This window comes from Prochlorococcus marinus, assembly GCF_001180245.1.
Classification (GTDB): Bacteria; Cyanobacteriota; Cyanobacteriia; order PCC-6307; family Cyanobiaceae; genus Prochlorococcus_A; species Prochlorococcus_A marinus_F.
The window spans coordinates 356,067-382,785 of sequence record NZ_CVSV01000131.1; the positions used below are offsets into that span (position 1 = coordinate 356,067).

At 30.3% G+C, this 26,719-nt stretch carries 32 protein-coding genes; 19 read left to right on the forward strand and 13 right to left on the reverse strand.

Going from position 1 to position 26,719, the window contains the following annotated elements; translation table 11 throughout:
* Positions 1 to 122: 122 nt before the first annotated feature.
* Positions 123 to 491: a CopG family transcriptional regulator gene (locus AMO19_RS07225; protein ID WP_075507895.1), complete on the reverse strand. Its 369-nt coding sequence runs from the start codon at positions 489 to 491 to the stop codon at positions 123 to 125.
* Positions 492 to 720: 229 nt separating this feature from the next.
* Here AMO19_RS07225 and AMO19_RS07230 point away from each other — a divergent pair, with 229 nt between their 5' ends.
* Entirely contained in the window at positions 721 to 924 is a 204-nt protein-coding gene (locus tag AMO19_RS07230; protein ID WP_025972018.1) for a hypothetical protein, read from the forward strand.
* 57 nt (positions 925 to 981) lie between these two features.
* Here the strand turns inward: AMO19_RS07230 and AMO19_RS08630 are convergent, their stop codons facing one another.
* Entirely contained in the window at positions 982 to 1,155 is a 174-nt protein-coding gene (locus AMO19_RS08630; RefSeq protein ID WP_011818237.1) for a hypothetical protein, read from the reverse strand.
* 136 nt (positions 1,156 to 1,291) lie between these two features.
* Between AMO19_RS08630 and AMO19_RS07235 the strand changes: the two genes are divergently transcribed.
* Positions 1,292 to 1,489, forward strand: coding sequence for a hypothetical protein (locus AMO19_RS07235; RefSeq protein WP_025972019.1), 198 nt, complete (start codon positions 1,292 to 1,294; stop codon positions 1,487 to 1,489).
* A 25-nt stretch (positions 1,490 to 1,514) separates the two neighbouring features.
* Here the strand turns inward: AMO19_RS07235 and AMO19_RS07240 are convergent, their stop codons facing one another.
* Entirely contained in the window at positions 1,515 to 1,709 is a 195-nt protein-coding gene (locus AMO19_RS07240) for a hypothetical protein (RefSeq protein ID WP_011818239.1), read from the reverse strand.
* Positions 1,710 to 1,852: 143 nt separating this feature from the next.
* Here AMO19_RS07240 and AMO19_RS07245 point away from each other — a divergent pair, with 143 nt between their 5' ends.
* Entirely contained in the window at positions 1,853 to 2,035 is a 183-nt protein-coding gene (locus AMO19_RS07245) for a hypothetical protein (protein ID WP_075507896.1), read from the forward strand.
* A 313-nt stretch (positions 2,036 to 2,348) separates the two neighbouring features.
* On the opposite strand, the gene AMO19_RS07250 is transcribed toward AMO19_RS07245, so the two are convergent.
* The 3 genes from AMO19_RS07250 to AMO19_RS07255 form a co-directional block, all read right to left on the reverse strand.
* Positions 2,349 to 2,699 carry an alpha-2-macroglobulin gene (locus AMO19_RS07250; RefSeq protein WP_075507897.1) on the reverse strand — a complete coding sequence of 117 codons (351 nt, stop codon included), beginning with the start codon at positions 2,697 to 2,699 and terminating at the stop codon, positions 2,349 to 2,351.
* Positions 2,700 to 2,740: 41 nt separating this feature from the next.
* Entirely contained in the window at positions 2,741 to 2,917 is a 177-nt protein-coding gene (locus AMO19_RS08635; RefSeq protein WP_179850537.1) for a hypothetical protein, read from the reverse strand.
* Positions 2,918 to 2,998: 81 nt separating this feature from the next.
* Positions 2,999 to 3,436, reverse strand: coding sequence for a hypothetical protein (locus AMO19_RS07255; RefSeq protein ID WP_075508057.1), 438 nt, complete (start codon positions 3,434 to 3,436; stop codon positions 2,999 to 3,001).
* 127 nt (positions 3,437 to 3,563) lie between these two features.
* On the opposite strand from AMO19_RS07255, the gene AMO19_RS07260 reads away from it, so the two are divergent.
* Positions 3,564 to 3,833, forward strand: coding sequence for a hypothetical protein (locus tag AMO19_RS07260; protein ID WP_075507898.1), 270 nt, complete (start codon positions 3,564 to 3,566; stop codon positions 3,831 to 3,833).
* Between the two features lie 260 nt (positions 3,834 to 4,093).
* On the opposite strand, the gene AMO19_RS07270 is transcribed toward AMO19_RS07260, so the two are convergent.
* Positions 4,094 to 4,372, reverse strand: coding sequence for a DUF2103 domain-containing protein (locus AMO19_RS07270; RefSeq protein ID WP_075507900.1), 279 nt, complete (start codon positions 4,370 to 4,372; stop codon positions 4,094 to 4,096).
* A gap of 116 nt (positions 4,373 to 4,488) precedes the next feature.
* On the opposite strand from AMO19_RS07270, the gene petN reads away from it, so the two are divergent.
* Positions 4,489 to 4,590 (forward strand): cytochrome b6-f complex subunit PetN, encoded by a 102-nt coding sequence (gene petN / locus AMO19_RS07275; RefSeq protein ID WP_011376303.1) that lies wholly within the window; start codon positions 4,489 to 4,491, stop codon positions 4,588 to 4,590.
* 140 nt (positions 4,591 to 4,730) lie between these two features.
* Here petN and psb29 read toward each other — a convergent pair whose 3' ends face one another.
* Positions 4,731 to 5,327, reverse strand: coding sequence for a photosystem II biogenesis protein Psp29 (gene psb29, locus AMO19_RS07280; protein WP_257008984.1), 597 nt, complete (start codon positions 5,325 to 5,327; stop codon positions 4,731 to 4,733).
* A gap of 89 nt (positions 5,328 to 5,416) precedes the next feature.
* Here psb29 and clpP point away from each other — a divergent pair, with 89 nt between their 5' ends.
* Entirely contained in the window at positions 5,417 to 6,007 is a 591-nt protein-coding gene (clpP, locus tag AMO19_RS07285; protein WP_257008990.1) for an ATP-dependent Clp endopeptidase proteolytic subunit ClpP, read from the forward strand.
* Here the strand turns inward: clpP and ftsH are convergent.
* Entirely contained in the window at positions 6,004 to 7,917 is a 1,914-nt protein-coding gene (gene ftsH, locus AMO19_RS07290; RefSeq protein WP_075507903.1) for an ATP-dependent zinc metalloprotease FtsH, read from the reverse strand. The two genes, clpP and ftsH, sit on opposite strands and share 4 nt — an antisense overlap.
* A 107-nt stretch (positions 7,918 to 8,024) precedes the next feature.
* Between ftsH and AMO19_RS07295 the strand changes: the two genes are divergently transcribed.
* Entirely contained in the window at positions 8,025 to 8,234 is a 210-nt protein-coding gene (locus AMO19_RS07295; protein ID WP_075507904.1) for an NAD(P)H dehydrogenase assembly family protein, read from the forward strand.
* Position 8,235: 1 nt separating this feature from the next.
* Here the strand turns inward: AMO19_RS07295 and AMO19_RS07300 are convergent, their stop codons facing one another.
* Positions 8,236 to 9,453 carry a M16 family metallopeptidase gene (locus AMO19_RS07300; RefSeq protein ID WP_075507905.1) on the reverse strand — a complete coding sequence of 406 codons (1,218 nt, stop codon included), beginning with the start codon at positions 9,451 to 9,453 and terminating at the stop codon, positions 8,236 to 8,238.
* Entirely contained in the window at positions 9,447 to 10,697 is a 1,251-nt protein-coding gene (locus tag AMO19_RS07305) for a M16 family metallopeptidase (protein ID WP_075507906.1), read from the reverse strand. Before AMO19_RS07305 ends, AMO19_RS07300 begins: the two co-directional genes overlap by 7 nt.
* Positions 10,698 to 10,738: 41 nt before the next feature.
* On the opposite strand from AMO19_RS07305, the gene AMO19_RS07310 reads away from it, so the two are divergent.
* The 11 genes from AMO19_RS07310 to AMO19_RS07355 all read left to right on the forward strand — a co-directional run bounded on the left by AMO19_RS07310 (position 10,739) and on the right by AMO19_RS07355 (position 21,263).
* Positions 10,739 to 11,464 carry a phycocyanobilin:ferredoxin oxidoreductase gene (locus AMO19_RS07310; protein WP_075507907.1) on the forward strand — a complete coding sequence of 242 codons (726 nt, stop codon included), beginning with the start codon at positions 10,739 to 10,741 and terminating at the stop codon, positions 11,462 to 11,464.
* Complete coding sequence (locus AMO19_RS07315; protein WP_075507908.1) at positions 11,464 to 12,378, forward strand: HlyD family efflux transporter periplasmic adaptor subunit; 915 nt, start codon at positions 11,464 to 11,466, stop codon at positions 12,376 to 12,378. The genes AMO19_RS07310 and AMO19_RS07315 overlap by 1 nt, the downstream gene beginning before the upstream one ends.
* Complete coding sequence (gene devC / locus AMO19_RS07320) at positions 12,378 to 13,550, forward strand: ABC transporter permease DevC (RefSeq protein ID WP_075507909.1); 1,173 nt, start codon at positions 12,378 to 12,380, stop codon at positions 13,548 to 13,550. The genes AMO19_RS07315 and devC overlap by 1 nt, the downstream gene beginning before the upstream one ends.
* A 13-nt stretch (positions 13,551 to 13,563) precedes the next feature.
* A complete protein-coding gene (locus AMO19_RS07325) occupies positions 13,564 to 14,292 on the forward strand; it encodes a DevA family ABC transporter ATP-binding protein (protein WP_025953735.1) in 729 nt (242 codons plus the stop codon).
* A gap of 18 nt (positions 14,293 to 14,310) precedes the next feature.
* Entirely contained in the window at positions 14,311 to 14,460 is a 150-nt protein-coding gene (locus AMO19_RS08325; RefSeq protein WP_011376314.1) for a hypothetical protein, read from the forward strand.
* A gap of 61 nt (positions 14,461 to 14,521) precedes the next feature.
* Positions 14,522 to 15,433: a glycosyltransferase family 2 protein gene (locus AMO19_RS07330; protein ID WP_075507910.1), complete on the forward strand. Its 912-nt coding sequence runs from the start codon at positions 14,522 to 14,524 to the stop codon at positions 15,431 to 15,433.
* A gap of 129 nt (positions 15,434 to 15,562) precedes the next feature.
* On the forward strand, positions 15,563 to 16,267 hold the full coding sequence (gene rpsB / locus AMO19_RS07335) for a 30S ribosomal protein S2 (protein ID WP_075507911.1): 705 nt from the start codon (positions 15,563 to 15,565) through the stop codon (positions 16,265 to 16,267).
* A 44-nt stretch (positions 16,268 to 16,311) separates the two neighbouring features.
* Positions 16,312 to 16,968, forward strand: coding sequence for a translation elongation factor Ts (gene tsf, locus AMO19_RS07340; RefSeq protein WP_075507912.1), 657 nt, complete (start codon positions 16,312 to 16,314; stop codon positions 16,966 to 16,968).
* Positions 16,969 to 16,972: 4 nt separating this feature from the next.
* Positions 16,973 to 18,043, forward strand: coding sequence for an adenylate cyclase (locus tag AMO19_RS07345; protein ID WP_257008985.1), 1,071 nt, complete (start codon positions 16,973 to 16,975; stop codon positions 18,041 to 18,043).
* 22 nt (positions 18,044 to 18,065) lie between these two features.
* On the forward strand, positions 18,066 to 20,522 hold the full coding sequence (gene recG / locus AMO19_RS07350; RefSeq protein ID WP_075507914.1) for an ATP-dependent DNA helicase RecG: 2,457 nt from the start codon (positions 18,066 to 18,068) through the stop codon (positions 20,520 to 20,522).
* A 57-nt stretch (positions 20,523 to 20,579) separates the two neighbouring features.
* A complete protein-coding gene (locus AMO19_RS07355; protein ID WP_075507915.1) occupies positions 20,580 to 21,263 on the forward strand; it encodes a M15 family metallopeptidase in 684 nt (227 codons plus the stop codon).
* 3 nt (positions 21,264 to 21,266) lie between these two features.
* Here AMO19_RS07355 and AMO19_RS07360 read toward each other — a convergent pair whose 3' ends face one another.
* A complete protein-coding gene (locus AMO19_RS07360; protein ID WP_075507916.1) occupies positions 21,267 to 23,054 on the reverse strand; it encodes an NADPH-dependent assimilatory sulfite reductase hemoprotein subunit in 1,788 nt (595 codons plus the stop codon).
* A gap of 87 nt (positions 23,055 to 23,141) precedes the next feature.
* Between AMO19_RS07360 and glyS the strand changes: the two genes are divergently transcribed.
* Entirely contained in the window at positions 23,142 to 25,304 is a 2,163-nt protein-coding gene (gene glyS / locus AMO19_RS07365; RefSeq protein WP_075507917.1) for a glycine--tRNA ligase subunit beta, read from the forward strand.
* On the opposite strand, the gene chlP is transcribed toward glyS, so the two are convergent.
* A complete protein-coding gene (gene chlP, locus AMO19_RS07370) occupies positions 25,285 to 26,625 on the reverse strand; it encodes a geranylgeranyl reductase (RefSeq protein ID WP_075507918.1) in 1,341 nt (446 codons plus the stop codon). The genes glyS and chlP overlap by 20 nt on opposite strands.
* Positions 26,626 to 26,719 lie beyond the last annotated feature (94 nt).

Consider the following 26,719-nt stretch of genomic DNA (forward strand, 5'->3'; position numbering starts at 1 on the left):
ACAAAATTAATATTAGAAAGGATTTAATATTCGAATTATGTAAAAAGAATATTATTCTTGACTAAGAATAAACAATGAACCAATATTATGCATTAAAAAATAAAGTAATTACTCAATAAAAGTTATATTAATCCTGATTCCTTAAGAATATTTATTTTATTTGCTAATTCTATATCTGCAGAAGATATTGAGCGGTCTAAAGTTTTGTGAGATGAAACTGTGTAACCACTGTCATCAACAAATTCGTCTTCCCCATCTTTTAGATGGGCATTTTCATTTTTGAGATCTTTAAAATTATCCGACTTGAATATATTTGACTTGCTGATATTACTATATCCAAAATTCGCAATTCCTCTAGCATCTAAGGCTTCCTCAACTAATATTCCAACTACTTTAGATCTACTTATAGATTCGCTCTTGGATATTTCATCAATAATTTCAAGTACTCTCTTTCTAGGAAGATATCCTATCCTTTTAACTTTATTTTCCATAAGTCTTTATATATGTCAATATTGTAACACTTCTGTCAAATCAACGCAGATTTTGATTAATAGCACTTATGTATAAATTTAAATAGTAGGATTAAAGTATAATTTCAAAGAACATTCATCAAAAGTTAATTCTCAAACACTCATGGGGATAGTTTTAAATGCTTCTTCTAATTACTTTTTCAGTTTGGTTCTGATTTTTGAAATTTTCTAAATTTAAATTTTAAATATTATGAAAGATAAACTATATGATAATGCTGATAGCTTTGCAATGTCATTTGATGAGGAATGGGAAAATGTTGATTGTGATGATATAAGATTAAAGATAAATAAGGTATTAGAACTTTTATCAGATCACCCTTTTTTGATATCTAATCCTGAAAATGCTAGAAAAATGGCAGAATTTAGGATATTTTCATTAAAAAAATTTCAATAATTATTTTTAAATTTTTTAAAGATAATTTTATTAAAATTAATTTTAATAACTTAAGATTTAAATAGTTGGTGAATTAAAAAATCCCTTACTGTATAAAAATATTATTATGCCAATAATTGGACCTATCCCAAAAACAAAAAGTACTAATTTCGCAGAATTTTTTGTTTGACCTAATTTTTGATCTTTTAAATTTGAATTAGTTTGTTTTTTTTTAGATTTTTTCTTTTTCATGAAGGATATATTACTACAATTCGACTTTAAAAGGTTTTGATATGTTATTGGGTTTGAATAATTTTTTCAAATTGACAAAACTTATATGGGAGTCAAAAAAGATCGTACTGTATAATATAAAGAACAAAAAGGAAATATGAGTGCAACTAAGAGAGAGGAAGTTTGTTCTCACCTTAGATATATAAGGTTAGAGCTTAGAGAGATGCATCAAATGCTCATCAAAGAAGATTTGTTGCCAGATCTTAATGAAGCAAAGGAAGTACTCGCTCAGCTTGATGCTTTATTGGATTTATTATCAGAAAAAAAAGTAAACAAGATAAAAAGTCAATTTTGAGAGCTTTCAGTTAATTTGATTGTATTTAAAGATAATTTGTAGCTGATTCTATTTTTTTTCTATTGTCGTGCATTTGTTCTAATTTATTGTAAATTTCTTTAATTTGGATTTGTATTAGATCGGTCGAATGTATATTACTTAATGCATCTAATGTTGATAGAAGGCTTTCTTTGGCTTCAATTAAATGTCTACATTCTTTACTGCCTGCTTCGTAGGACATAGGACTATTATAAAGAAAATCATTATCCTAAATATATTAAAAATTCTTCAGTATTGCTTGATACTCTTATTAAATCAACGCTTATTATTGTAATTTTCAATACAGAATAAGAAATTATTTTTACTAAGATTCAATAAAAACAAATGCAAGAAAACTCCAACGATTATAAATTCTGTATTAAGTTGGCACTAGATAATGCAAAAAAAAGAATTAATTTATTAGATGATTTTGATAAAAAGTGTGTTCTAGAAGAATATAAAGAATGGATTAATGATGGTTTAAATAAGCATTCGGTTTTACTACTAAGAGATGATCCGATTATCTAGGAAAGATGTGAAAATATTCTTTAATTCTTTGTACTAGAAGTAACCCTAAATAAAAAATAAAGACTTAAAATAAAAATCATTGAAAGAATATAAGTTAATGATGAAACATTATCCATATCTGTATTAATTAAAAAATTTATTTAACTATAGCAGTTAAGTTAAATAAGACCTGAATTCAGTTTTCTTTGAAAAGTAAAAGAATAAATTTATTCAAATTTTCTTTTTCTAAAAATATTTTTTTCTTCTTATAGGTCTTTAATTTCTTAAAAATTAAATCAACTAAATGTTCTGATTTAGGATTCATAAATTAAGTTTATTTTTCCAATAAATAAATTTTCTCTTCACCTATTTTATCTGGTTTTGTTATTTTACATCCTTTATCTTTTTCCATATTGCAATCTTTTGTGGCAGGAACGGATTTCCAGGTACAAATTTTTTCTTTGGATTCTTCTTTTAAAATATTCCATCCATCATCTAAGTATTCTGAAATACCATCCTCTCCACAAGAAAAATTTATTTCCATTCTTTTCTTTTCTGAATTAGGATTATCCTCAATATTTTTTTCCAAATTGTTTGTGGGATAATCTTTATTAGTAGATGTCCTACAAGAAATTAAGAAAATTGCGATTAGAATTAAAGTAGGAACTTGTTTTATTATTTTCATTTTTTTAGCTTTTGATGATTCTAAATTATTTAAATTATAGTTTATTTTGATTCTATTAATTTTAATAGTTTATCCATTTTATCCATCAAGTCTTTTACATCACCTGGCTTCGGTAATATTAATTCTTCTGTAACTTCTAAATGCATTTTCTTTAAGTTTTGCCTTAAATCTTTTAAATACATTTTTACGTTTTCTTTCTTTAGTTTTACGTCAGTCATAGGAATAAAATTTAAACTTTATTAAACTTAAACTTACTATCATAATATTGAGATGCTTATTTATAGAGAATAATTCAAAATTTAATTTTTTAAATTTTCTATTTCATAGATTTCTTCGCCACCATAACAAAAATTTGTAGATAACATTTTTATTTCTCTATTATTAATTCCGATTATATTTTTATTTTTAATAATATAATTTTTAGCAATCGCTTCACAATCTAATTTATTTTTTGCATGTTTAATAACTGGATAAAAATATGCCAATGTAGTAATTACAAAGAAAAAAATTATTATTGATTTTTTTTCATTTTTAATAAATTCTTTAGATGTTTTTTTTGTTTTTAATATTTTTATTAGCAATCTATCTGGTAATCCTATTTGAACAAATAATAACTCTACCCACCATGGAAGGTCCTTATCTTTCTTTTTCTTTAAGTTTGAGGAAGTATTCATTGTCTTGGCTTCATAGTTACGCTTTTTCAGTTCTTTAGAATTAGTTGTTTCTTTATTATTCATATCATCCAATTATTTTTTGGAATGTAGAGGTTTTATTTTGATTTGGAAACTATATCTTTATTTTATAAGTTTTAATTTAATTTATCTATGAATTTGAGTATTGTTAAGATGTATTTAGAAACTTTAAATGGCAAAAAAAAGAAGGAAGTTAAATAAAGATTTTGAGAGAAAAATATATTCATCAAAAAAAAATGTCGAATTAGTACTGGCAAAAATCTATGATATCGATGATGAAGACATACAAAAAGAATATATGAGCGCCTTTAATAAAGTGGTTTACTTATATGATGAATTAAAAGAAGATTACGAACGAAAAGGATTTTCTGATAATTCTGAAGAACTTCTCACAAGCTATAAAAATGCATTTAATATTTTTGAATCAGAATTTGAAATTTAAATTCAATTTCTACTTACCGTTTGTAAGTGGTCACAGGTATTTCAATTAGCTTTCCTTTTTGGAGATCAGATCTTTTCTCTTGCAAATTTTTGATACATAAAGATACTCTTTTCTCCTTTGCGCAAAATCTTTTTATTTGGTAATCAGTAAGTGATAATGATTTCTTACTAAATGAAAAAAAGGCCAATAAAAATATAAAAAAATTTAATACTAATTTCATTTGTTCTCTCCTAACTATTTTCTAATACCCTTTAATTTAATTACTTTTCATTATAAAGATCTATGATTTCTTTCAATTCATCTTTACTTAACTCTGTTGAAATAAAAACTTCTTGCGCTGTATTACCCTTTCTTGCGATTGCTTTATATCCGTTTATTGTTTTCACTGACAATCTAATTATCAATTTAGAGGATCTTCCCCTGGCTCTTGAAATAACAGCTGGAGTTATTGTCTTGATATTATTTTCCAGTGCTAATTTTTGAAGTATTGGAATTAGACCTTCTATATTTGTACTATGATTTAAAACTAACCTTCCCAATTTAATTTTATTATAATTCTATTGGGAAAATTTTGTTTCTGAGAAATTAACTTTAGCTTTAAAATGATTAAAAAATTTTGAAGTTCTGTTATATTTATAAAAACGATTAAATTCTAATGATCTTTCAAATAGGCTGGGCAGCATTGGCTGCTATTTTTACTTTTTCAATTGCCATGGTTGTTTGGGGAAGAAATGGGGACGGATCCATTGATATATGATTTCATTTTCAACTTATGGAGTCTATTTAAGTAACTTTCTTATCTTAACATCGTTTGTTTTACTCATATTCATAACATTAGCTGTAATTTATATATCCTATGTCTCTTGGAAAGATAAAAAAAGGTTAAAAAAATAGTTATTATTTTTTTTGGTTTTTCTTATCCTTGACTCTGAGCTCTTCAATTAATTCTTTTGCCTGTTCCATTTTTGATATGCTGCTTTTGTAGATTCCAATATCTTTTTCTGCTTTATTAGCAGACAAGCTTAACTCCTCAAAAATATCAGAGGTCATTTTATTTTTATCTGATTCATCTTTCTCTTTGAAGTCTTGGGAGTTTGAAATTAATATATATATCCCTAAGTTCAAAATCCTTGAAGGATAAAGTTTAGAATTACTTTTTTCTACTAATAATTTTAAGATATCTTTAGATGTTTTATCCTTTAACTCTTTTTGAGACTTTTTAGATATTTCATTAATTTCCTTCGCCTCAAAATTTGTAGAATTGCATAAAGATTCAAAAAGTAGATCCAAGTGTTTTTCAGGTTGATATCCTTTCATTAATTCTTTGAATGTTTCGGTGAGGCCGACACAAAAGAGATAATCTTGCGTAAATTCATTTTGATGGTTCAAAAGATTAAGTTCGACAAGCATTTCATCAACTATTCTTTTATATAAACCTGGAATGACGTAAGGAAATTTTTCATGAAATAACTTTTTGCTATCTGAAACAGTCAATTTTTCTTTCAATTTTTTATATGTAAACCTTAATAAGGTTAGCGTATGTTGACTCCATATCGTTAATATCTAATAAACAGATAAATATTATTATGATCCCTTTAGTTTTAGAAGAATCGGGCGGTAGTGAAAGAGTCTTTGATATTTATTCGAGACTATTAAGAGAGAGAATAATCTTTTTGGGAGAACAAGTTACTAGTGAAACTGCTAATAGAATTGTTGCTCAATTATTGTTCCTCGAGGCAGAGGATCCAGATAAGGACATTTATATGTACATAAATTCACCTGGCGGATCCGTATATGACGGATTGGGTATCTTTGACACAATGCAACATGTAAGGCCTGACATACATACAGTTTGTGTTGGCTTAGCAGCTAGTATGGGCGCATTTTTGCTTGCGGCAGGTACTAAAGGTAAAAGAAGCAGCCTTAGACATTCAAGAATAATGATTCATCAACCACTTGGAGGTGCTAGAGGGCAAGCCAGTGATATAAGAATTCAAGCAGATGAAATTTTGTTCTTAAAAGAACGACTAAATACTGAATTATCAGAAAGAACTGGAAAGGATTATGACACTATAAAAGAAGATACTGATAGGGATTTTTATATGTCCCCAAACGAAGCTGTTGAGTACGGTTTAATTGATTTAGTATTAGATAAGAAACCAATAAAAGTTTAGCTTAATAATTGGGGTGATCTCTCTTTCTCAGGAATTTTGGTGAACTTGGAAAGAATACTTATAAATTCATCACCATCTAATGTTTCTTTTTCGATTAATAGGTCAACTATCTTATCCATAGCTTCTCTATTTTTGCTTACTATATCGTAGGTCTCTTTATAACATTCTTTGACCATTATTCTTACACTTTCATCTATTTGTTTAGAGATAGAATCAGAAATTTCACTTCTAGTCATTAAATCTCTACCAACAAATACTTCTTGATTACCACTTTCTAAAGCTATCGGACCTAAATTACTCATTCCAAATCTAGTAACCATCTGGCGGGCCATTGAAGCAACTTGTTGGAAATCACCTCCAGCTCCTGTTGTAATCTCACCTTCCCCAAAAACAACATCTTCAGCAGCTCTTCCTCCTAAAGCACCCATTATCCTAGCTTTTAATTGCGCCCTGCTAACAAGGGTTTGTTCATCATCTGGGGTAAACCAAGTTAATCCTTTAGCTTGACCTCTTGGAATGACGGTAACTTTTTGAACAGGATCATGGGCTTTGACAAGTGAACCTATGAGAGCGTGGCCAACTTCATGATAAGCAATTAATCTTTTGCTTCTACCATCTGTTAATGGAGAACCTTCCATTCCTGCGACAATCCTATCTACAGAGTCATCAATTTCTGAGATACTTATAGAGTCTTTTCTCCTCCTGGCAGTTAATATAGCAGCCTCATTTAATAAATTTGCTAAATCTGCTCCAGTAAAACCTGGTGTCCTTCTCGCAATGCTTTCAAGAGTTAAATCCTCTTGAAGTTTCTTATTCCTTGCATGAACTTCCAATATTGATAGTCTACCCTTGATATCAGGTGCATCTACAGTTACCTGTCTATCAAATCTTCCTGGCCTCATTAGCGCTGAGTCTAGAACATCGGGCCTGTTTGTGGCTGCAATGATTATTATGCCACTATTACCTTCGAAACCATCCATTTCAGTAAGTAATTGATTGAGAGTTTGTTCTCTCTCATCATTACCTCCACCAATACCTGCACCTCTTTGCCTTCCGACTGCATCGATTTCATCAATAAAAATTAAACAGGGACTATTCTCTTTAGCTCTTTTGAAAAGGTCTCTAACTCTACTAGCGCCAACACCAACAAACATTTCAACAAATTCAGAACCCGATAATGAAAAGAATGGTACACCAGCTTCACCTGCAATAGCTTTGGCTAAAAGAGTTTTACCAGTACCAGGAGGTCCTACCAATAGAACCCCTTTGGGAATTCTTGCTCCTACAGAAGTAAATTTTTCTGGTTTTTTCAGAAAAGTGACAACTTCTTGCAAATCCTGTTTAGCTTCATTAACGCCTGCAACATCATCGAATACAACTCCTGTTTCAGCTTCCATCGCAAATCTTGCTTTAGTTTTTCCAAACTGCATTGCTTGGCCTGGACCTCCAGGCATACCATTTGACCTCCTCGCCAACAAAATTAAACCTCCAATTAAGATAGCAGGGAAGAGTAAATTACCTAAAATTCCTAATGCAGGGGGGGCTGTTTTTATTGGATGAACATCAAAACTAATACCCTCATTTTTTAAAATATTTATAAGTTCTGGTGTTAAGCCTGGAAGATCTACACGCAACCTTTGAACTTTATTATCTAAATCCGAATCTATTGTCTCTATTACTGCATTTCTGCCTCCCTCAAAAATATCAACAGATGTAACTCTTCCCGAATTAATGTAATCTAAAAATCTTCCGTAACTAACTCTTGCTACCGCTGAATTTCTTGGTGCAACAGTAGTGCCATTAGATTTAAGCGAATCAACGTTGCTTGAAGATAAAAATTGGTAGGAAAGTGCTATAACTAGAAGTATAGGTAAAGCCCATAAAATTAATGTTTTAAATTTTTGATTCATTAATTTGCAGAAAGTCAATTCTAGGATTCTAGACTGAATCAGTTCATTTCGTTGATATTTTCTCTAACTTTATGCTTATACTACTGTTTAATGTATCTAATTTATAAATGAAATTTGAGATCAACGATAAGGTTAAGTTAATTGCGCCAATCTCTTATTTGAAGACTTCAGATAATATGCCGATGTTAAGACCACCTGATCTAGTGGCAATTGATGAAATTGGGGAAATACTTTCAATTAAATCTCCAGATACTGTTGAAGTAAAGTTTAGGAGAGGTTCGTTTTTAATAGATATTGATAAGATTGAGAAAAACTAATCTAAAAGTTTTTCTTCCACCTGTTAATAATTTCTAAACATATATTTTTATTTCCAGAAATACTCAGAAAAGGTTTTGAAAAATACTTATTAGTTAATTTCAAAATATCTAACGAAGAAATTTCATCTATTTTTGAATTTAAATCGTTCTCAGAAATTGGTGAAATTCCATAACTAACTAACTGTATCTTTCTCTGTAGAATTTCATCTAATGATTGATTTCCTAACAAAAAAGAACCTTTTATTTTTTCTTTTGCCAAAAATATTTCAGCATCAGTCAACGGATTTAAAAGTAAATTTTTCCATAGTTTTGATAAAAGTTCAAAAGCAAAAAGTGCTTGATCATTAGTTACGGATAAATAAATTAAAAATGGAGCATTTCCACTCCTGATAGGATAGTAAACACCTAAATCGTAAGTGATACCATGTTTTTCTCTAAAAAGTTTAAATAAAGCAGCGCTCATTCCATAAGATAAATATGATTCCAAAACCTTAAGAGGAAAATATTCACTACTTCTTCGCGAGCAAGTTTGGTCTCCCATCATTATTATTGTTTGATTTGAATCATTATTAATGTAATCAAATCTATTCGAAGTATTTAAATTATGATTTAAAGGATCTGATTTTTCTTTTAAGATTTTTTTTTCAAGTGTTTCAAAATTTTCTCCATTTATTCCGGGATTATTTGAAATTAAATACTTTTCTCTATTTTTTAAATTTTTAAACTCAAGCAAAACATCTTCATATGTAATCTTTGAGACATCATTAGCATTGCCTATAGTGTTAAAAGCATATGGATGATTTGTGTAAACAATTTTTCTCCATTTTTCAAAACAAATATTGAATGGATTCTCTCTATCTTTTTTAATGTGATCAATAGAAGATTTTTTTACTTTTTTAAATTCAGTTTCCGAGAGGATTGGCTTATTAATTATTAAGTCTAATAAAGGGAATAATTTGCTGAAATGTTCATTGAGGGATTTAATACTTATTGAAATACCATCTTCAAATATTTCTTGATTTAATTCTGCTCCATAGGACTCAATATATTCAGAGAGAGTGAAATTGTTAAAACCTTCACATCCTCTGGTAAGTAATGAACAAAGGATCTTGTTTATCCCTTTTTTGCCAATACTATCCATATCACTGCCCCCTTTAATCCAAATTGAGGCAGTTGAAAAATTTCTTTTTTTATTATTCAAAAAATATCTTTTTAACATTTCTCAGGAGATGCAACTAATGTAAATTTCTCTCCACGGATATATTCTGTGATCTCTTTGAAGTTATCCAAGTCATTCCAATAATTTAAATGACTCTCTAAATTATTTATTGAAGATTTTCTCCCCCAAAGAAGTTCATTTCCAAAGAATGAAGAGAGTTGTGTTGATGTCTCTAAATTAAAGATATAGTTACTTTTAACAATATTTATTGCTTTTTTTATTTCATCCAAAGCCAAGACTTTACAATTTGAGATCTCATATATTGTTTTATTAATTTGCTTTTCTACTAAATCAATATCCTTGGACTCACAACTTGCTTCCATTATAAGCAATCCTCCTAATTCTCCAGCATTTACATCTACATATACCGATTCAACAAGATTACTATCTTCTTTTAAAATTTTAACTAATCTGCTATTTCTTCCAACAGAGAGTATGGATGCTAATATCTCTAGTCCAATAATATTTTTTTGATCATTTAGGTTTGGGATAAACCAAGCCATAAATATTCTTGAAAACTCTAAATTATCAAACTTAACTGACTCTCTACCATTCCTTATTTTTAAAGAAGGTTTATTTTTTAGATTTATTAAATTCGGACTTTCTTTTATGCCAGATAGATCACTTTTTTTAAAAATTTCATAAATTTCTTCGGAGAGATTCCCCGCAATTGCAATACAAATTTTTTCGGTAGTGTAATGTTTGCTATGAAATTTCACAAGGTCATTTATTTCTAAATTTTCAATACTATGTTCAGTTCCCAAGATTGAATTGGCATAATTAGGACCTAACCAAACCCTTTTCAAAAAATAATTATATAGTCTCTCTTCAGGCTGATCATTTTGTTGTTTTATTTCATCAATAACTACCCCTTTTTCTTTTATAAATTCATCAGGATTAAAATCTGGAGCTACGACAATATTTGTCAAAAGAGCAAGTGATTCTTTAAAGTTATTGGGTGGAACTAAGACATGGTAATGTACATCATCATAACCAGTTGAAGCGTTACTTATTCCGCCTAGTGATTCAATTTTATGGTCAAACTCACCTGGCATTATTTTGTTAGATCCTTTAAAAATCATATGTTCTAGAAAATGAGCAGTGCCATTTTTATCAACATCCTCAAATGAAGAACCTGCTTTGCACCAAATATCAATGCTTATAAGCGGCAATTCTTTATTGTCCACAAACACACATCTAGTTTTGCTTGAATGGGTGTAGTAGTTAACATCTCCTACTTTCATTTCAGTTCTCTTTTTAAATTCTATTTTGGTACTTTTTAACCTTGTTGTCTGAATCTTTAACTAAAACAAAATTAACTGACCCTCTTATTTTGGATTTGTTACAAAATATTAGAGAGCATAGATCCATGCTTGAGGACCTTAAGAGTATAAAAATTGATCCAAAACTAACTAACATAATATCTAAAGAAATTGGCAGAGAACTTTATATTGAAAATGAGTTTCATAAAGCAAAAGGTTTTAGAAAGTTACATATTGAAGTAGCAGAATTTTCAAAGAATCTTAAAATATTACATTGCGTTTTTTTCCCTGATCCAAAGTTTGATATCCCAATTTTTGGGATGGATTTGGTAAAAATAAATGATATTGTTTCTGCTGCCATTGTTGATTTATCTCCTGCCTCACAAAACCAAGGTTTGAAATACGAAAAATTACTTTCTGAAGTTGATAAAAGTTCTTTTACTTCTTTGAGAGAGATTCCTAAATGGGGGGGGATTTTTTCTAATAATGTATTTTTTGCTTCATTAAAAAGTAAATCTGAAAAAAATGATTTCTGTAGAGTTGTTGATCAATACCTCACTATTTTGATCAAATTAAGTAAGAGAGCCAAACCGGAAGTTAATGAGGAAATTATCCAAGAGAGAATAGATTTTCAAAAAAATTATTGTGTTCAACAAATGAAAAATGAGAAGACTAGTATGGTTCTCTTAAAATATTTTGATGAAAAATGGGTCAATAACTACATAAAAACAGTACTCTTCGATTTTTAATGAAGTTAAAAATATTAAAAAATTTATTTATTTATTTTTTATTATTTACACCAATATCTCTTGGTGTTGTTTCCTGTTCTGGAAATAATAAATCTAGTTCAAAATTTAAAGAGGAAATAACTTCAGACTTCATACCTCCTATTACAGCTGTTGCCGCACTTGGTCAACTTTCTCCTTCGGGAGAGATTAGACAATTGGCAGCTCCAATAAGTCAATTTGGCTCTTCCCCCCGAATTGTCGAAATTTTTGTAAATGAAGGGGATTTCGTAAGAAAAGGTGATATCCTCGCAATCTTTGAAAATGGAGAAAAATTAATCGCTGATCTTGAAAGGAACGAAAATCTAATTAATACTATTAACGAAGAAATTACCTTAAAAAAAGATCAAATTCAAAGGTATGAATTAGCTTTGAACAAAGATGCATATTCTTTTGTTGAGTTTTCACAGAGAAAAGATGAATTATTAAAATTGCAAAAACAGAAAATAAACCTTATCGGAGATCAAAAAAACATAAAGATAGATCTATTTAATTCAAAACTAAGGAGTCCAATCGATGGTTTTATCCTTGGAATAAATACGAGAGTTGGTGAAAGGCCTAAAAATGAAGGGATTTTGGATATTGGTTCTAGTCAAAAAATGGAAGCTTTGATAGAGGTTTATGAATCTGATATCGATAGGGTCTTTATCTCTCAGAATGTTGAATTGAGCAGTGAGAATGGAGGTTTCCAAAAAAATCTTAAGGGAAAGGTGATTAGGATTAGTCCTCAGGTAAAACAAAGAAAAGTTCTTTCGACTGATCCAACAGGGGATGCTGATTCACGAATTATCGAGGTACTAGTAAAACTTGATCAAGATTCTATAGATATCGTTCAAAACTATGCAGGAATGAAAGTGATTGCAAAATTTATTCCCTAATGAGTTTTTCTTTTTTAAAATTTAGAAAAATACCATTAGCGTGGTTGTTATTAACTAGGCAACCATTAAGGTTAGCAGTTGCCATAGCTGGAATCAGTTTTGCAGGGATTTTGATGTTCATGCAATTAGGTTTTAGAGATGGTTTATTTGACACGAGCGTAACTATTCATAAGCTTCTAGATGCTGATCTTGTTTTGATAAGTCCCAGATCAAAAAGTTCTATAAGCATGAGTGGATTCCCAAAAAGAAGATTAATTCAAACTCTCGCAGTAGAAGATGTTGAAAAAACTGCTCCCGTTAATCTAAATTATTTACTTTGGAGAAATCCCGAAAATCTTAAAACTAGATCAATACTTGCATTAGGTTTTAATCCCTCCGATTCACTTCTTTTAGATGAGGGATTCTCAAAGAAAGCTTATAAATTAAGAAATCCATCAAGAGTTCTTTTTGACAAACTATCTAGACCTGAATTTGGACCAATTGAAGAATGGTTCTTATCTGAAAAAAAAGTTGAGACTGAGGTTGCTGGTAAAAGAGTGATTGTTGAGGGCCTTGTGGAGTTGGGACCATCTTTTGGCGCAGATGGTAATTTGATAACTAGTAGAGAAACCTTCTTAAGACTTTTTCCTGCTAATCCTCCTGGCAGTATAGAAATTGGTCTAGTAAAGCTAAAAAAAGGATCTAATCCTGAATTGATTTCAAGGATATTAAATAAATCACTCCCAAATGATGTTAAGGTTCTTACAAAAAATCAATTTATAGAATTTGAGAAGAATTATTGGAAAAATAGTACTGCAATAGGTTTTATATTTAGTTTGGGAGCATTGATGGGTTTCGTTGTAGGGTGTGTGGTTGTTTATCAAATTCTTTATAGTGACGTTACAGATCACCTTCCAGAGTACGCCACCTTATTGGCAATGGGGTATAGACTTAAGTCCCTTTTCTTTGTTGTAGCTAGAGAGGGGTTTTTGTTAGCTTTGTTTGGTTATTTACCTGCTTATTTCTCTGGTCAAGTACTTTACTCAGTTATAAGAAGTTCTACTAAACTCCCAATAATAATGGACGCAGACAAAACTATTTTAATTTTCGTATTAGTTTTAGTTATGTGTATGGGGTCCGCCGCTGTTGCGATGCGTAAATTAGTTGATGCTGATCCTGCCGAAATTTTTTAATAATTTAAGATAAATGGTTAAAGCTAATAAATCAAAAAATAATGTTAAAAATCTTAAAACAGTCTCAATAAATAATTTGAGTCACTTTTATGGAAAAAATGAGAACAAAAAACAAGTTCTTAATGACGTTAATTTAAATATTGATAAAGGAGAGTTGGTTCTTTTGAAAGGACCTTCTGGATGTGGTAAAACGACTCTTTTGACCTTAATTGGTGCCTTGAGAACCTGTCAAAGTGGAGATTTAACTGTATTAAATAATCAGTTAAATGGAGCATCAAGGAAAACTCGTCAGATTCTTAGAAGAAGTATTGGAATGATTTTTCAAGGTCACAATCTTCTGAGATGTTTAACAGCAGAACAGAATGTCCAGATGGGCGCCGATTTAATAAAAGGTTTAACATATTTGCAAAGACGAGAAATAGCGCGGAATTGGTTGTCAGCAGTAGGATTAGAAGAACATCATAAAAAGTTGCCAAATGACTTATCTGGTGGGCAGAAACAGAGAGTAGCAATTGCTCGAGCTTTATCTGCTAATCCAAAACTTTTATTAGCTGATGAGCCGACTTCTGCTTTAGATAGTGTCACAGGAAGAGAAATAGTAACCCTTTTAAGGAAACTAGCAAAAGAGCAAAATTGTTCTGTACTTATGGTGACGCATGATCCAAGAATTTCTGATATGGCTGATAGGATTTTAAATATGGAAGATGGTAAAATATATAGTGCTCATAGTGAGCTAATATAATAAAAAGTTAAAAATTTTATGTCTAAGAGAAGGAATCTAAAAAAAGAAAAGCAGGAGCGTAATAGAGCCTATGCTAGAAAATTCAAAAAAAGGAAATTAAGAACTGATGGAAGACCTGATGGTGGAAACGTTACAGGCACAGCAAATAATGGCGGTGCAGCTGATTAGGGAATATCTTTTATTTTTAACTTTTGGAGTTTAATATATCATGCATATTTAAAACATAATCATGAATGTAAGTATTGTTATACCGACTTACAATAGATTACCTATACTAGAGAAATGTCTATTTGCGCTTGAGAATCAAAAATTAAATACAAATATCAGTAATTATGAAGTAATAGTAGTTGATGATGGGTCAACTGATGGGACAACCGCATGGATAAGTAAAAACAAAGCTAATCTCCCACACGTTATTCTATTTCAGCAAGAACATGGTGGGCCTGCACTTGGAAGAAATCTGGGAGTGATTAAATCAAAATATGAAATTATTATATTCATTGATAGTGATCTTATTGTTTTAGACAATTTTATAAATTGCCACGTAGAAAAATTACTTGCCTCTTGGAGAAAAAATGATAAAAAATGTTTTACCTATGGCTCGGTAGTCAATACATCTAATTTTCTAAATCCTCAGAGTGAAAAACATAAAATAATGGACACTTCTTTTGCATACTTTGCTACTGGGAATGTAGCGATATCAAAAGAATTGATTTTAAGTGTGGGATTATTTGATACTTCTTTTAGTCTTTACGGTTGGGAGGATTTAGAACTTGGAGAAAGATTAAAAAAAATTGGGACAAAATTAATTAAATGCCCAAATGCAGTAGGTTTTCATTGGCATCCGCCATTTAATTGCGAACAAATAGATTCATTAATAACTCAAGAAAAAGAGAGAGCAAAAATGGCTTTAGTGTTTTATAGAAAACACCCAAATTTAAGGGTTAGATTTATGATTCAATTAACTCCTCTCCATAATTTACTTTGGCATATTCTTTGCTTGGGAGGACTAATCAGTGTTGATAGAATCCTTCCTTTATTAAGATTCCTAGTAAATATAAGAAGAAATAGACTTGCACTTGAGATACTTAGGATCCCTCTAAATATGATATACATTAAGGAGTTAACCAAATCAAGATAAAAAACTTTTAGAAATACACATCACTTGCTAGAATATTTGGAGTAAATTTCACACATCTGACAGTTTCGGGTGAATTATTAATATTAATTCCCCGTCAGATGGAGGCTAACCCGAAACCCTTTTTAAATTATGGCTGTTGTATCACTATCAGAGATGATGGAAGCTGGTGCTCATTTTGGGCATCAAACTAGACGTTGGAACCCCAAGATGTCTAAGTATATATATTGCGCGAGAAACGGAGTACATATTATTGACCTTGTAAAAACAGCATTGTGTATGAACAATGCGTATAAATGGACTAGAAACGCAGCAAAAAGCGGTAAACGTTTCCTATTTGTAGGTACAAAAAAACAAGCCTCAGACGTTGTAGCTCAAGAAGCTACCCGCTGTGGAGCTGCATATGTAAATCAAAGATGGCTTGGAGGGATGTTGACTAATTGGACAACAATGAAAGCTAGGATTGAAAGATTAAAGGATCTAGAAAGAATGGAAAGTAGTGGTTCAATAGCAATGAGGCCTAAAAAAGAAGCAGCAGTATTAAGAAGAGAACTTGAAAGATTACAAAAATACTTAGGTGGACTTAAGAGTATGAGAAGATTACCAGATGTAGTTGTATTAGTTGATCAGAGAAGAGAATCTAATGCAGTATTAGAAGCTAGAAAATTAGATATCTCATTAGTATCGATGTTGGATACAAATTGCGATCCGGATTTGTGTGAAGTTCCAATTCCTTGTAACGACGATGCAGTTCGATCTGTTCAACTTATTTTAGGAAGACTTGCAGATGCCATAAATGAGGGTAGAAAAGGCTCTAATGCCGAAAGAAAAAATTAAATTCCAATTTAAAACTTACTATTCACTATTTTTTATTACTTCAAATGGGAAACATTACAGCAAAACTTGTAAAAGATCTTAGAGACAAAACTGGCGCAGGAATGATGGACTGCAAAAAAGCACTTAACGAAACTGACGGGAATGTAGATAAAGCTTTGGAATGGTTAAGAAAGAAAGGCATAGCTAGTGCTGAAAAGAAATCGGGAAGAGTAGCGGCAGAAGGGTCAATTGGTAGTTATATACATACAGGATCAAGAGTAGGAGTTTTACTAGAGTTAAATTGTGAAACTGATTTCGTTGCTAGAGGTGATATATTCCAATCTCTCTTGAAGGATGTCTCAATGCAAGTAGCAGCATGCCCAAATGTTGAGTATGTTTCAATTGATGAAATACCTGAAGATGTTGTGGAAAAAGAAAAGCAGATTGAAATGGGTAGGGATGATTTATCTGGAAAACCAGAACAAATTAAAGAAAAAATAGTTGAAGGGAGAATAGCAAAAAGACTTAATGAGCTTGTTTTGCTTTCACAACCCTACATTAAAGATAGTTCTCTAACAGTTGAGGATCTTGTTAAACAAGCAGCTGCAAAAATTGGGGAAAATATCAAAGTAAGACGCTTTACAAGATATACATTGGGTGAAGGTATCGAAAAAAATCAGATGGACTTTGCTGAAGAGGTTGCATCAATGCAAACAAACTAGTCATTTGAATAATTTCAATAATTACATAGATAAGATTAATTCTCAATTAGAAAGAGCAGATATACAAAAAAAAATATTAACTAGAAATATCTATAGGGAATATGAACTTTATCTCAATCTTGTAAGAGATCTACTTTTCATCTCTGTAGAAAAAGGCCTTAATCAAATATATAGTTATCTAACAATTAATGATAATTTCTTAAATGACAATGAATTCTGTAGTCTTCTTGAAAAAAAAATAAGTAAATTAATATTTACGAATTTGCCTTTTTTAACAGTTGAACAATTAAAGATAAATGAAATTGAAAAAAATAAAAATAAGGAAATTAATTACACTATTTTTGATAGTTCCACAAAGACAAAGGATGATCAAAAAGAAAAATTTCAATATGAAGATGGTTTTCAATTAAAAGAACTCACTCAGTTCGAGATTAGTAAAGACTTTTCAAATACCTCTGAATATTATCAAGTTTATAATAATGAGAGATTCCTATCACTTGATTTAGATAATAATCATCATAATAATTATTTATCTAAAAACAATATTTTTGAAAATTTAGGAGTTGAAAAACAGTTTATTTCCTCCTTACTTGAATTAATAGGAGAAGAAAAGATGGAAAAAATAAGATATCAAGAAAAAGAAAATATCAATCAAATGGATAATTTACCAAAAAATCAGATTCTTAATAATTTTGATTTAATAGACAAGTCATTAGAAAAATTATTATTGAATCTTTCATATAAGATTAACCAAGAATTATTCAAGGCAAATCTAATAAAAAAAATGATATCTAAAGATTCCTTTGATTATTTAGTAGGCAAAAATTTTATGATAAAACATCCATATCCTTTTGTTATTAATTTCGAATTAAACTTAAATCGGTCATTATTAATCGACAATAATTTTCCAAGCATTATTTTCTTAAATATATCTACTGTTGAGTTAGAGTTTAAAAATTTAAATCTTTCTATTCAAAGGAACAAAATAAATGAGCTAAAAAATCAATTTCAGCGTTTGATTAAAAAAGAGACATATTGGAGGCAAAAAGAAATAACTTTGAATAAGATACGTTGAAAAAATAACTCTTTTTTCAAATGTGACTATTAGCGGGAATAACAATAAATTAATTAAAGATTGGATAAGACCTCTTCAAAAATCTCTTACTATTGAAACTGAAAACAAATTTATTAATACTTTAGGAAGAGAAAAATACTTTAATGATTATTTGCATGAATCATTAAAAAAACTAGAAAATCTAAATCTCTCAGACGAATATTTAAGGATATTTTATGAATTTTCTAAAAAATATAATGAATATAATAAATTAGATGAAAATCAAAGGAAAAGATTAATAATAGATACGAGAAAAAATCTTTACAAACTAGGTAAAACTCTAGAAATAGAAAGTTCTAATAATATTTCTAATAATGTTTTTCTGAATAAAGCTGATTCAAGTTTGTCCTTTGATTCAGATATTTCATTAATAAAAAATGTAGGAAAAGTATATAAAAATAAGCTTAATGAATTAGGGATATTTCATATAAAAGATCTAATTAATTATTACCCACGAACATATCTAGACTATACGAATAGAGTCAAGATAATAAATTTAAAACCAGATAATTTATACACGTGCATCGTAAACGTTAAAAGATTTTATATTCATAAGAGTAAAAAAAATAGTAATTTATCAGTAATGAATATTGTAGTTTTTGATGAAACGTCTTCAATAAAGGTTACAAAATTTTTTTTAGGAAGAAGATTTAGATCCTACTCCTTCTTCACATCTCAAAAATCTTTATATACTCCTGGAACCAAATTAGCAATTTCCGGTAAGGTTAAATTGACAGAGTATGGCAAAACTTTTGTAGATCCGCAGATTGAAATTCTTAAGGATAACAATGATAATTTTAATTTCTCAGGCAAAATATTACCCTTGTATTCATTAGGTGAAGCATTATCAAATATGAGTTTTATAAAACTTATGAAAAAGGTACTAATTTATGCAAAGCAATATCCAGAAATTTTAAATAAAAAGCAACTTGATTCATTATCTTTATTATCAAAAGGAGAGTCGTTGATTAATATTCATTTTCCAAAAACTCAAGAGGCACTTATTGAGTCAAAAAAACGTTTAGTTTTTGATGAGTTATTCCTACTTCAAATAAAGTTTCTACTAAGAAAAAGAAAGACGAATAAAAATGTAACTTCTCAACAATTACCTCAAAAGAAATCTTTATTAAAAGAATTTTTAAATACTTTCCCTTTTGAATTAACAAAATCTCAAGAAAATGTTTTAAATGAAATCAAGAAAGATTTATCTAATCCAGTACCAATGTCTAGATTGCTGCAGGGAGATGTGGGAAGTGGTAAAACCATAATTGCAATAGCGTCTCTTTTACTTGTCATTGAAAAAAACCTGCAAGGTGCATTTATGGTCCCAACTGAGGTATTGGCAGAACAGCATTATAAAAATTTATTAAAATATTTGAATCCCCTTTTAGTTTCTGTTGAACTACTTACTGGGAATACTCCTCAAAAAAAGAGAAAAGAAATTTTCTCTAATTTGAACAATGGATTAGTTGATATCCTCGTAGGTACTCATGCATTATTTGAGGATAAAGTCATCTTTAATTCATTAGGGATGGTCGTAATTGATGAACAACATAGATTTGGAGTTACTCAAAGAAATAGATTACTAAATAAAGGGGAAAATACTAACTTGTTATCAATGACAGCAACACCAATTCCAAGAACTCTTGCGCTTTCTATATATGGTGATTTAGATGTGAGTCAAATTACAGAACTCCCTCCTGGTAGAGTTCCCATAACGACAAAAATAATTTCAGAAGATGATTTAACTAAATTGTTCAAGATTGTTGAAGATGAGATCAATAAGGGAAAGCAAGCTTATGTGATTTTGCCACTTATAGAAGATTCAGAAAAAATGAATTTAAGCTCCGCAAAGAAAACATTCAAACATTTATCAGAAGAGGTCTTTTTTAACAAAAAAGTTGGATTATTGCATGGCAAATTAAGTTCACAAGAAAAGAATGAAGTAATTAATTCTTTTTTAAAGAATGAAATTAATATATTGGTTTCAACCACAGTAATTGAGGTTGGCATTGATGTACCTAATGCCACAATTATGATTATTTATAATTCGGACAGATTTGGATTGTCCCAACTACATCAATTAAGGGGGAGAGTTGGTAGAGGATCAACAAAATCTTTTTGTTATCTGGTAACCCCCGATAAAAATGGATTAGAAAATAAACGACTTTGTGTTTTGCAAAAATCTAATGATGGTTTTTATATTGCTGAAAAAGACTTGGAGCTTAGAGGACCAGGTCAAATTTTAGGATATAAACAATCGGGATTGCCTGATTTTGTACTGGACAATTTACCTGACAATAAATTTCTTATTGATAAGGCTCGTGAAGAGGCTATTAAGATTGTTAGTGATGACCCTGATTTAAAAGAAAATATTGTTTTAAAGAATATCCTTATTGATAATTCTGATAATAAATTCATTCATGATTTCTTAAATTGAAAACTATCATTGTAATTTTTGATATATATGGCACTATAAATCAATTGCAAATTTTAATTGAAAATTTGGAATAAAATACCAATTAAAGATAATGGTGAAAAATTAATAGCTATACCTAGCTGCCTAAAGTTTTTAGATCCCCACCCTTACTCTCATTTAGGAGCACCTTACAAAGATAAAACTTCTATTTGGAAATTAAGAGAGGAGGTCGTAAATAGATTAGTAAAAGTAAATCATTATTTGATATCAAAGAGTAGTTTTAACCTTTTAATTTACGACAGTTGGCGACCTTTAGAAGTCCAGGAATTTATGTTTAAAAGAGCATGTTTATTAGAGTGTGAAAAATTCGATATTGATATTACTTTTGAAAATATAAAATCTTATCCATCCATTGTAAAAAAAGTTGAAAAATTTTGGGCATATCCTTCTTATGACACTACGTGTCCTCCCCCTCATTCAACTGGGGGTGCATTGGATGTTTGTTTATCAGATAAAGACGGAAATCTTGTTGATATGGGAAGCATGGTTGATCAAATGGATGAGACCTCAAATCCTCTTTTTTATGCAAACAAAAAGAATGAAGAGGCAATTATTTGGAATAGTAGAAGAAATTTATTAAGGGAAATTATGACTAAATTCGGATTTGCTCAACATCCTAATGAATGGTGGCATTTTAGTTATGGTGATCAATTATGGGCTTGGAAAAATAAAAAACCTAATGCCCTTTATGGAAAAATTTAAATTCTATTGATTTTTATTTAGTAAATTAAATATATAATTATCATCTTGAGTATTTATAAAATCTCCGAAATCCAAATCCAAATTACTCTTCCAATTATCAAATAATGGATGAAGAGTTTTTTCTAAATCGCTAAGTTCCATTCTTTGTAAAAATGGTTTAGCAAGCCTTTGTAGATTTTTACTTCCCCCCAACCATAATTGGTATTTGTTTTGTCCACTTCCAACAAGTGCTAATTCGGCCATATAGGGCCTGGTACATCCATTCGGACATCCTGTCATTCTGAATAATATTGTCTTTTGTATTTTTAGATCTAGTAGCAAATTTTCAATCCTATTTAATACATCAGGTAATATTCTTTCAGCTTCAGTCATTGCAAGACCACAAAGTGGTAAAGCAGGACAAGCTAAAGCGTGTCTTTGTATTTCATTAATGTTTTCTAAATTCTCGTATCCAATTTTTGATAGAGATTTTTGAATTTCACCTTTGTTTTTATTGGGGATATTACAAAGTAAGATATCTTGATTAGGTGTGAGTCTTAAATCTAAATTATATTTTTTAACAATACTTGTGATGGTATTCTTCTTCTCTCCAGATAATCTCCCTGATAATAATGGTAAACCTACGAAATAGGAGGTTTTATTTTGTTTATGCCAACCTAGGTAATCAATAAGAACCTTATCAGGTTCTTTTCTGATTTTTTTAATTTCTTTTTTGAAATATTTATCAGAAAGTATCTTTTTGAACCATTTAATACCTTTTCTATGAAGAAGATATTTCATCCTCGAATTTTTTCTTGATTTTCTATCACCATAATCTCTTTGAATAGCAACAATGCCCTGTATCAATTCATAAACATCAGGTTCTTCAACATATCCAAGTGGATCTGCAATTCTGGCAAAGGTCTCTTCATTATTATGTGTGCGACCCATCCCACCTCCAATATAGAAGTTGCATCCCTCCAAGTATCCATCTTTAGAGGTAAAGGCTACTATTCCTATGTCATTGGTAAGAAGATCAACTGAATTGTCCCCAGGAACTGTAACAGCACATTTGAATTTTCTCGGTAAATAAGTTGAACCATAGAGAGGCTCATCTTTTATCCCACTAAAAACATTATCTTTGAATTGAAGCTTCCTAATTGCTTCAATATCTTTGTCAGGCTTTATGGTGTACTCTAAATCTCCATCAGCCCAAAGCTCTAAAAAAGTACCTTGGCCAGCCATTGGGGTAAGAAGATCTGCAACTTTTTTTGCCAAGGCTCTAGCAACATTATAGTCTGGCGAATCAATTGGAGCCGCAGGGGCCATAACGTTTCTATTTATGTCTCCACATGCAGCTAATGTGGAGCCCATTGAATTTACTATTGTTTGAATTACTTCCTTTAGGTTCTCCTTTCTAATTCCATGCATTTGAAAGGCTTGTCTTGTAGTGGCCCTAAGTGTTCCATTACCTAGTTTGTCTGATAATTCACCTAATGCTAAAAATAATTTTCCAGGGACTTCACCTCCCGGATTTCTTAACCTAAGCATCATTTGCCAATCTTTACCTTTGCCAGGCCTTCTATTTTCCCTGTTATCTTGTTGATAACTACCATGAAATTTTAATAACTGAACTGCATCATTGGTAAAATGATCGCTCTCATTGACTAGTTCCGTAGCGAGTGGTTCTTTAAGAAATTGGCTTGTTTTTTTAAAATTTTCAAATTTAGAAACTTCTAGTCCATTTGCCAAGCAAACAGTTTCTTCCTTGGTGGGATCTTTTTTCTTTTTTACTTTCTCAACCTTGATCAAAGGACCAAAAAATATCTCTTTTTATACATTAGCGAAAAGCTTATTTAACTGGTAGTAAATTATAGTAAGTGTAGTCATATTTTTTTCTTGTCTAAATATTTACTTGAGATAGGGACAGAAGAGATGCCCGCAAAATTTTCTCATTCTGTTCTAGAACAATTTAAATCTCTAATTGAATTTGAATTGGATAAAAAGTTAATCAAATTCGAAAAATTAGTTGTTACCTCCACACCAAGGCGGATAGTTCTACTTCTCGAAGGTTTAGTTGATTATGCAGAAGATAAGATAATAGAGAGAAAAGGGCCTAAAGCAAATTCAGCTTATTTAAATGGATGTCCTACTAATGCTGCTTTAGGATTTGCTAATAGCTTAGATATAGATGTAGCTGAGCTAGAAATAAAAAATACAGAAAAGGGTGATTTTGTATTTGGAAAGAAAATTGAGAAAGGACTATCAACAAAAATTTCTTTGTCTTCGATTATCCCAAAATTAGTAAAGAGTCTACAAGGTCCTCGATTTATGAAATGGGGGGCTGGGAACATAAAATTTTCAAGACCTATTAGGTGGATTGCCTCGATATATAATGATGAAATTCTTGATTTTGAATTTGACGAATGTGATCCAAAGATCAAAATAAGTAATAAAACAAAAAGTCATAGGCTAATAAATGAATTTTTAGAAGTACAGAATCCTGATGGTTTTTTTGAATTATTGAAACGAAATAGAGTAATGGCTATTCGAAAAGAAAGAAAAGAAAAAATTGAAAGTTTAATAAATCAGGCATCTAAATCTTTGAATCTCAAACCTGACCTTTCAGAAGGATTACTAAATGAACTAACTGATTTAGTTGAATGGCCAGACTTAATTATTGGCAAATTTAGTGATGAATTTCTTGATCTTCCTGTTGAAGTTCTTTCAACAGTTATGAAAAGTCATCAGAGATACGTTCCTCTTTTATTGAAAAACAAAAGTTTTTCTAAACTAGATTTAAGCTCTGAAAAAAATATCAGTATAAATTTCTGCGTTATTTCAAATGGTCTTGAAGAATCAAATAATAATATTGCCAAAGGTAATGAGAAAGTATTAAGGGCACGGTTTTCAGATGCAAAGTTTTTCGTAGAAAGTGACAAAAAAGTTTCTTCAATCGAAAGAAATGAAAAGCTTAAATTTGTTTCCTATTTGAAGGGACTCGGAAATATATTTCAGAGGGTAGAAAGGTTAGAGGAAGTTACTAAAAAAATTCTTAAATTTTTAAATGATAAGTCTCTAGAAGAAAAAAAAATAATTGAAGCTGCTAAATTCTGTAAAAATGACTTATGTAGCGAAATTGTTTTCGAGTTTCCTGAACTGCAAGGAATAATGGGTGGTAAATATCTTAAAAATGAGGGATATAGTGAGGATGTTTGCATGGCTGTCGCAGAACATTATTTACCTTCTTTTTATAAAGATGCTTTGCCCACCACAAAATATGGTGCAATAGTTTCCATAGCAGATAAGGTCGAAACTTTAATAAGTATATTTATTTCTGGTAAACGTCCCAGTGGATCATCTGATCCTTACGCCTTAAGAAGAAATTTGAATGGGGTGATTAAAATAATTTGGGATTATGAACTCGATTTACCTTTAGATAAATTATTCAAAGAACTTATTGATTTTTGGAAAATCGAATTTCCGGATTTAAACTTCTTAAAAGAAACAGTATTAAATGATTTAAATGAATTTTTAGTTCAAAGAATTGTCAGTCATCTAGAAGAAATAAAACTAAGTAAAGAATTAATAAAGGCCGTTTGCTCTTCTGATGAATTATCTCAAGAAAAAGTATTGAATATTGTTGACCTTAAAAATAGGGTTAAATCTATTATTAATTTTATCGAAAAGGATAATTTTTTTGAAATCCAGAAGGTAATTAGCAGGGTAAGCAAATTAGCAAATAATAGTGATCTTTCAAGAGACATTCTCTCAACAAGTGATTGTGTAAACACAAATCTTTTTGAAAAAGATTGTGAATTGAAAGTTTTTGAATTTATAAGAGAATTAGAAAAACTTTTTTCAGAAGGTTATTGCAATTATTTGGAACTTCTAAATTTGTTTGAGATTAATGTAAACACTATCGAGGATTTATTTGATAATAAAAAAGGAGTCCTAATTATGTCAGAGGATTTAAAAATAAGAAATAATAGGCTCAATTTGTTGAGCTTAATTAGAAATTATTCTCTAAAAATAGCCGATTTTACACTTTTGAACTCTTAACTTTTATTCCTCCCTTTATTGAATAATTTTCTAGCATTTTTTCGACTTCTTTATTTTCCCTAACAGCACTATCAACAGGTTTATATTTTAGAGGTGCTAGGGCTTTCCCTCTTAAAATCGATCCAAGTGTAAGCATTGTAATTTTAAGTTGCTGTAATGGTTTCATAGAGACAACTCTTTTATATAGGTAACTATCAAAAGTAAGTCTCTGTACATCCATGTCATCACACATCTCAACAAAGGCTTCTCTAGCAGAATCATTTCTGTAGAAAATATTTTGAAGGATTTCTAGCACTTTATAAGTTGTGCCATATTTTTTATCCCATTTTTTAAGATAGTTTTTTAACTCTTTTTCTGATGGAATTATTTGACCGTTTTTTGATGCTTCAACAATTTCTTCGGCACACATTCTTCCGCTTTTTGCAGCAAAATAAATACCCTCTCCAGAACTTTTTGTTACATAACCAGCTGCATCCCCAACCAATGCCATTCTTCCAACTACTCTTCTTGGCCTTGGATGCTCAGGAATAGGGTGAGCTTCTACTTTTATTACTTCACCATTAACAAGTCTTTTCTTTGCCCTATTTCTTACACCTTCTTGAAGTCCTTTAATTAATGACTGATTCTTTTGCATGGTCCCAGTGCCCACAGCAACATGATCATATTTAGGAAATACCCACCCATAAAAATCAGGAGAAACATCAGTTCCTACGTACATTTCAGCAAGATCTTCGTAGTAACTCATTTCTTCTTTAGGCAATTTAATTCTTTCCTGAAATGCTATGGCAACTTTGTAATCTCCTGCATTCATTGCTTTTGCAACTCTGCTATTGGCTCCATCAGCTCCGATTAAAAGGTCAACAGTAAGCTCTTTGAGTTCCCCTTTTTTATCTCCATTCGTAAAATCTGAGTAGGAAAGCTTATATGGCCCTTGATTATTATCGCCAGTATCAATAGAAGTAACTAATCCATTTATTAATGTAGCGCCAAGATCTGATGCTCTATTGCGCATAAAGGCATCCATAACTTCTCTTCTACACATTCCAATAAACTCATTATCACTTTTTCCATAAACTCTATCTAAACTTATATCTACCTCTCTATTTGATGGAGATATCATTCTCATATGCCTTACTTTTCTATCAATAATTGACTCAGGCAAATCAAATTCTTCGACCATGCATAGTGGAATTGCTCCTCCACATGGTTTTGCATTATCTAATTTTCTCTCGAAGAGCCAAGTTTTTATTCCAGCTTTAGCAAGTATTTCTGCCGCACATGAACCACTTGGACCTCCACCAATAACAGCTACCCTCAACATATGAAAAAAAATAATACTGTATATAAAAACTACATCTTTTTTGCTGATAAAAGTGCATTTCTTAAAATAATAGTTAATATCGAAATATCTTTTC

Excerpts from the sequence above, each read along its gene's own strand:
- rpsB (WP_075507911.1), top strand. The coding sequence starts at position 15,563 with ATGGCTGTTGTATCACTATCAGAGATGATGGAAGCTGGTGCTCATTTT.
- tsf (WP_075507912.1), top strand. The coding sequence starts at position 16,312 with ATGGGAAACATTACAGCAAAACTTGTAAAAGATCTTAGAGACAAAACT.
- AMO19_RS08630 (WP_011818237.1), bottom strand. The coding sequence starts at position 1,155 with ATGAAAAAGAAAAAATCTAAAAAAAAACAAACTAATTCAAATTTAAAA.
- AMO19_RS07235 (WP_025972019.1), top strand. The coding sequence starts at position 1,292 with ATGAGTGCAACTAAGAGAGAGGAAGTTTGTTCTCACCTTAGATATATA.
- AMO19_RS07305 (WP_075507906.1), bottom strand. The coding sequence starts at position 10,697 with ATGAAAGTAGGAGATGTTAACTACTACACCCATTCAAGCAAAACTAGA.
- AMO19_RS07325 (WP_025953735.1), top strand. The coding sequence starts at position 13,564 with ATGGTTAAAGCTAATAAATCAAAAAATAATGTTAAAAATCTTAAAACA.
- ftsH (WP_075507903.1), bottom strand. The coding sequence starts at position 7,917 with ATGAATCAAAAATTTAAAACATTAATTTTATGGGCTTTACCTATACTT.
- AMO19_RS07330 (WP_075507910.1), top strand. The coding sequence starts at position 14,522 with ATGAATGTAAGTATTGTTATACCGACTTACAATAGATTACCTATACTA.
- devC (WP_075507909.1), top strand. The coding sequence starts at position 12,378 with ATGAGTTTTTCTTTTTTAAAATTTAGAAAAATACCATTAGCGTGGTTG.
- AMO19_RS07225 (WP_075507895.1), bottom strand. The coding sequence starts at position 491 with ATGGAAAATAAAGTTAAAAGGATAGGATATCTTCCTAGAAAGAGAGTA.
- AMO19_RS07245 (WP_075507896.1), top strand. The coding sequence starts at position 1,853 with ATGCAAGAAAACTCCAACGATTATAAATTCTGTATTAAGTTGGCACTA.
- AMO19_RS07240 (WP_011818239.1), bottom strand. The coding sequence starts at position 1,709 with ATGTCCTACGAAGCAGGCAGTAAAGAATGTAGACATTTAATTGAAGCC.
- AMO19_RS08325 (WP_011376314.1), top strand. The coding sequence starts at position 14,311 with ATGTCTAAGAGAAGGAATCTAAAAAAAGAAAAGCAGGAGCGTAATAGA.
- AMO19_RS07250 (WP_075507897.1), bottom strand. The coding sequence starts at position 2,699 with ATGAAAATAATAAAACAAGTTCCTACTTTAATTCTAATCGCAATTTTC.
- AMO19_RS07230 (WP_025972018.1), top strand. The coding sequence starts at position 721 with ATGAAAGATAAACTATATGATAATGCTGATAGCTTTGCAATGTCATTT.
- AMO19_RS07295 (WP_075507904.1), top strand. The coding sequence starts at position 8,025 with ATGAAATTTGAGATCAACGATAAGGTTAAGTTAATTGCGCCAATCTCT.
- AMO19_RS07260 (WP_075507898.1), top strand. The coding sequence starts at position 3,564 with ATGGCAAAAAAAAGAAGGAAGTTAAATAAAGATTTTGAGAGAAAAATA.
- chlP (WP_075507918.1), bottom strand. The coding sequence starts at position 26,625 with ATGTTGAGGGTAGCTGTTATTGGTGGAGGTCCAAGTGGTTCATGTGCG.
- petN (WP_011376303.1), top strand. The coding sequence starts at position 4,489 with ATGATCTTTCAAATAGGCTGGGCAGCATTGGCTGCTATTTTTACTTTT.
- AMO19_RS07315 (WP_075507908.1), top strand. The coding sequence starts at position 11,464 with ATGAAGTTAAAAATATTAAAAAATTTATTTATTTATTTTTTATTATTT.
- AMO19_RS07255 (WP_075508057.1), bottom strand. The coding sequence starts at position 3,436 with ATGAATAATAAAGAAACAACTAATTCTAAAGAACTGAAAAAGCGTAAC.
- AMO19_RS07300 (WP_075507905.1), bottom strand. The coding sequence starts at position 9,453 with ATGTTAAAAAGATATTTTTTGAATAATAAAAAAAGAAATTTTTCAACT.
- AMO19_RS08635 (WP_179850537.1), bottom strand. The coding sequence starts at position 2,917 with ATGACTGACGTAAAACTAAAGAAAGAAAACGTAAAAATGTATTTAAAA.